Genomic DNA, 4,744 nt, shown 5'->3' with positions numbered 1-4,744 from the left:
CATGCTGGTCGCGCTGTCCGTGACGGTTATCCAGTACCAGATACCCACCATCATGGAACGCGTCATGGACGAGTTCTCTATGGATGCCGGCAGCGCTTCGTGGCTCATGTCGGTGTTCACGCTCGTCGGGATTGTCGCCGCCCTGCCCGTCGGGGGCCTTGCCGGACGGGTCGGGGCGAAACGACTCATGGTGGGCGCGGCGTTCCTGGCCAGCCTTGCCACCTTGGCCTCGGCGTTCGCCGACGGGGCGCCCATGCTGCTCGCCCTGCGGGCCCTCGAGGGCCTGGGCTTGGTCGCCATCGTCGCGAGCGGGCCGTTGGTCATGCAGCGCTGCGTCGATCCTCGCTGCATCGGATCGGCCACGGGCATCTGGATGCTCGGGGGCATGCTCGGGGCGACGCTGGCGGGCATCTCGACGCCCGTGCTGTACGAGGCGGTGGGTTTTCGCGGGCTTTGCCTCGCCTATGCGGGCCTGGCGGCGCTCTCGGGGGTGGTTTTGCAGGTGGCGGTGAAGGTGCCGCAGGACGATGCGGCGGGCGGTCTTGTTGACGAGTGCGTTCCTTCTGCGACCACCTCGCGCTGCCCGAAGCTGGCCGAAGGGAGGCTGCGTGTGTTCCTCGCGCGCGACACATGGTGCTTCCTGGTGCCGTTTGCGCTGTTCCAGATGCTTTTGCTGGGCGTGCTGTCGTTCGCGCCGACGGCGATGCAGCAGCGGGGCGTGGGGGTGGTGGAATCGGGGTTCGCCAGCACGCTCCCCATGCTGCTGGCCATCGTGTCGTCGTTGGCGTTCGGCCGGCTCTCCGACCGTTTCGGGCGGAACAAGCCGCTCTACCTTGCGGGGATGCTCGCCATGGCGCCGTGCACGTGGCTGCTCTTGACGACGACGGGCCCGGTCATGTGGGTGGCGGCCGTGGTCATGGGACTGTTCGCGATGGGCGCGCCGACCGTGGTCGTGGCTGCGTACCCGCGCGTGCTCGGCAAGCCGGGGCTTCTTGGCGTCGGGATGGGCGTGCTGCTGCTCGTGCAGTCGCTTGGCCAGTTCCTCGGGTCGTTCGTTCCGTCGCTTCTGCTCGGACCCGACCTGACGCAGTGGGCGCTCTGCGGTGCGGTGCTGTGTGCGGCGGGTTTGGTGGGAGCGGCCCTGGTCGCCGCGTGCAGGTTCGATTGAGGGGAGGTGCGGCGAGAGGATAACGGAAAGATCGACGCGTGCAAGGGGAAATTCGAAGATGAGGAGGAAGCTATGGACGAGACGATGGTAAACCGGAGGAGCTTCGTGAAGGGGCTCGGCCTGATGGGAGGCGTGGCGGCCATGGGGATGATTGCCGGTTGCTCGTCGGAGCCGGCGGCGGCGAACGATGCCGATCCGAAGGAGCAGCCGCAAGCGGAGGCCCAGCCGTCGGTTCTGGCGGAGGGCGCCAGCTGGGAGCTGGTGGCGCATGTGGAGGACGGCGGCCTGATCGAGGGCCTCAACTTCTCGCAAGATGGGACGCTGTGGTTCATCGACGTGGTCAAGGGCCGCATCCACAAGGTGGTGGACGGCGAGGCCGTGACCGTTCACGACAACGAGGGGAAGTCGATGCCGAACGGTGCCAAGTTCATCGACGGCACCACCATGCTCATCACCGACCGTTCCCAGGGGCTCTGCCGGTACGACACCGAGACGGGGGAGTATTCCGTTTGGGTTCCCAACTTCAACGGCACCCCGTTCAACGGCTTGAACGACCTCGTGCTCGACGGCCAGGGCGGCGCCTACTTCACCGACCCTGGGCAGTCGGACTATTTCAAGAGGATCGGTTGCGTCTACTATGTGAAGTACGACGAGGGCGAGCCCGTGCTGCAGCTCATCCAAGACGGCATCGCCTACCCGAACGGAATCACGCTCTCGCCCGACGGGCAGTTCATCTACGTTGCCGAGTTCAACACGAACTCGCTCGTATGCATCCCGTCGGCGGCGTACACGCTGGGCCGCGCCACGCCCTACGTGTTCGCGCGCATGGACGGCGGCCATGGCCCCGACGGCATCACCGTCGATGCTGACGGCAACATCTACGTGGCGCACCTCGAGGCGAAGGAAGTGCTGGTGTTCGACAAGAACGGCTTCCAGATAGAGCGCATACCCGCCCCGGAGGACGCCGACATCTTCGTCGACAACCTCTGCATCCACAACGGGGACCTCTACATCTGCGAGTTCGGAAGCAGCAACATCTACCGCATAGCCGTGACGGCTGAAACAGGAGAGAAGTAAAGGAAGAAGGAGCTCTCCCCGGCAGCGGCTCGGCATGCGTTTTTGTGACGGCTGGCCGCGCGAAGTCGTTTTGCTGCCGGGAGAGCTTATCCGCGCCTCATACGTAGGAGAGGGGCAGTGCCCAGGCGTCGTTGGGGAGCGGTAGAGGGTTGCGCGTTTGGCAGATCACCGTTCCCGGCTGACGCTCGTAGCCTTTGAAGATATCGAGCAGGTGAAATGCTTTGGCATCGTCTGGACGTGCGAGTTCGGCCTTCTTGACCTCGACGGGGTAGAGCCGCATGCCCTGCTCGATGATCAGGTCGATTTCGCGTCCATTGGAATCCCGGTAATAATAGAGCGCAGGCATCATCCCGCTGGTGTTCAGGAAGCTCTTGGCGATTTCCGCGATGACGAACCCCTCGAAGAACGCCCCCGCTTGCGTGCCGGCTTCAAGATCGGCTGCCGAGCTGTACCCGCAGAGGCGTGCAGCGAGCCCCGAGTTGAGGAAGTACAGCTTGGGAGACTTCACCAGCCTCTTGGTGGTGCTGGCGGTGAAAGGTTTGAGCAGGTAGATGATGCTCGACGCCTCGAGTACCGAAAGCCAACGGTCGACGGTTTGGAAGCTTGCGTCTGTTTTGTCGGCGAGATCCGATTTGTTGAGCACCTGGCCATGCGCTTGTGCGACGATTCCCATGAACCGGTTGAATTTCGCGAGGTCTCCCACATGGGCCAGATCGCGCACATCGCGCCGAAGGTACGTTTCGATGTAGGAGTCGTAGTAACGGGTGACGCTCATGGCGGAATCAGCGTTGAGCTCGGGCAAATCACCGCGGAGCATCACCTCCCAAATGTTTGCATCGGCTTTGACCGGGTTGCGCTTCTCGCGGTATGCGGCGGTGGGAACGAACGGCGCGTTGAAAGGGTCGCGCCGTATCTCGCGAAGGGAAAGTCCGAGCATCTCCACGATGCCAGCTCTTCCAGCAAGCGACTCGTCGACGCCCTGCATCATTTGGTAACGCTGAGATCCGGTGAGGAATAGTCGCCCTTTGGCCCGTGGGTGAGCATCAGACTGAATTTTTACGTAGCGAAACAGATCGGGGGCGTACTGCACCTCGTCGACGATTGCTGGTTTCTCCAACGCTTCTAGGAAGCGCTCGGGTTGGTTCTCCGCTGCATCGAGTACGTCGAGGCGGTCGAGCGTCGCGTAAGACGCATGGGGGAACTCTTCGCACAGCATGGTGGTTTTACCCACTTGGCGTGGCCCGGTCACCAAGGTCACGGGGAAGGTTCGCGCGGTTTCCGCAACGACCGAGATGATGTGGCGAGGTATGTAGTCCATGGTGACTCTTTTCTTGCAAGTTATGCAAATCCTAAAGTCGATATTATGATTATCATAAAGTATAGCTTAGGAATTGCATAACAAGCAAGTTTGTGAACTGCCTGTTGCCGTGCCTTGCGGGGCTTAGGCGTTTGATCGGCGCTCGGGGAGGACGCGGCGTTTGGGGATGAGGATCTCCTGGGGGTCGAGGGCGAAGAGCTCGGCGGCGGTGAGGGTCTCCTCGCAGGTGAGCGCGGCGTAGCGGCAGGTGGCCTCGCAGACGCCGCAGTTGCGGCAGCGGGCGGGGTCGAACTCGAGCAGGGTTCGGCCGCCGGGTGCCCGGCCGATTCTCCGCAGGGCCTCGGTGGGGCAGAACAGGGCGCACTGGGCGCAACCCGAGCATCGCTCCACGTCGATGCTCACGCGCGGGGCGAGCGCGCGCGGGACGACCGCGGCGTCGTCGGTGAGCCCGGCGGCGTGCAGGTCGTCGAGCAGCTGCCAGCGGCGGGTGTCGGGCTCGATCGGGGCGTCGTCGCTCACAGGGGCGCCCGCGAGCGATTCCAGCTGGCGGGCGGCCTCTTCCCGCGCGGTGTCGAGCAGCGAGGCTCCTGCCTGGGTGAACAGGCTGCGACGGGAAAGCTCGCCGGTGGCATCGGCCTCGGGCGCGGCTTCGAGGTCGCGCAGGCCGGCGCCGTCGGTTGTCTCGAAGGCGGCGTCGATTCCCGCCACGGCGCAGATGCGCCGGGCGTTTTCGACGGCAGCGCGCACGAGCTCCGCGGCATCGGCCAGTTCGCACGACGGGCAGGTGTCAAGCGGCACGGCGATGCGCTCGGCGCCGTTGCAGGCCAGGTGGACGAGCAGCGCCACGTCGACCCACGCGAGGCATGGCAGCACGACGATGCGGTCGCCCTCGAGGCGCAGGGTCTGCGCCAGCCGCTCGCAGGCGAAGCCGGCGGTCGGCGGCTCGACGGGCGTCGCGGCTTCTTCCCCGGTGCTGTTCGATGTGCCCGCGGCCGCCGTTCCCGCATCCGCCCGCTCCCGCGCCGCAGTCCCCGCAGCGTCCACCTGCGCGAACAGCCCTCCATCATCGAGCGGCGGCAGAGCCAGCAGCGCGTTCGTGGGGCAGGCGGCCACGCAGGCGCCGCAGCGCACGCACGCCTCGTCGTCGATGCGCGGGCCAGCGTCCCTCACTGCATCCACCG

General features: G+C 65.2%; 4 protein-coding genes. 2 read left to right on the top strand and 2 right to left on the bottom strand.

Annotation, left to right across the window (positions count from 1 at the left end):
- On the top strand, positions 1-1,168 hold a 1,168-nt coding region (locus tag GPA_RS12010; protein ID WP_041239574.1), incomplete at its 5' end, for an MFS transporter.
- 72 nt (positions 1,169-1,240) lie between these two features.
- Positions 1,241-2,245, top strand: a complete 1,005-nt coding sequence (locus tag GPA_RS12005) for an SMP-30/gluconolactonase/LRE family protein (protein WP_049784140.1) — start codon at positions 1,241-1,243, stop codon at positions 2,243-2,245.
- A gap of 97 nt (positions 2,246-2,342) precedes the next feature.
- On the opposite strand, the gene GPA_RS12000 is transcribed toward GPA_RS12005, so the two are convergent.
- Together GPA_RS12000 and GPA_RS11995 are read right to left on the bottom strand one after the other, a co-directional pair.
- Entirely contained in the window at positions 2,343-3,563 is a 1,221-nt protein-coding gene (locus GPA_RS12000) for an ATP-binding protein (RefSeq protein ID WP_015540021.1), read from the bottom strand.
- Between the two features lie 123 nt (positions 3,564-3,686).
- Positions 3,687-4,744 (bottom strand): 4Fe-4S binding protein (locus GPA_RS11995; RefSeq protein ID WP_167536657.1); only part of this gene is annotated, 1,058 nt, incomplete at its 5' end.

The sequence above is a fragment of the Gordonibacter pamelaeae 7-10-1-b genome (assembly GCF_000210055.1).
GTDB classification, from domain to species: Bacteria; Actinomycetota; Coriobacteriia; order Coriobacteriales; family Eggerthellaceae; genus Gordonibacter; species Gordonibacter pamelaeae.
Note: the sequence above shows the minus strand (reverse complement) of the source record. Positions and strands in the feature narration are given on the sequence as shown.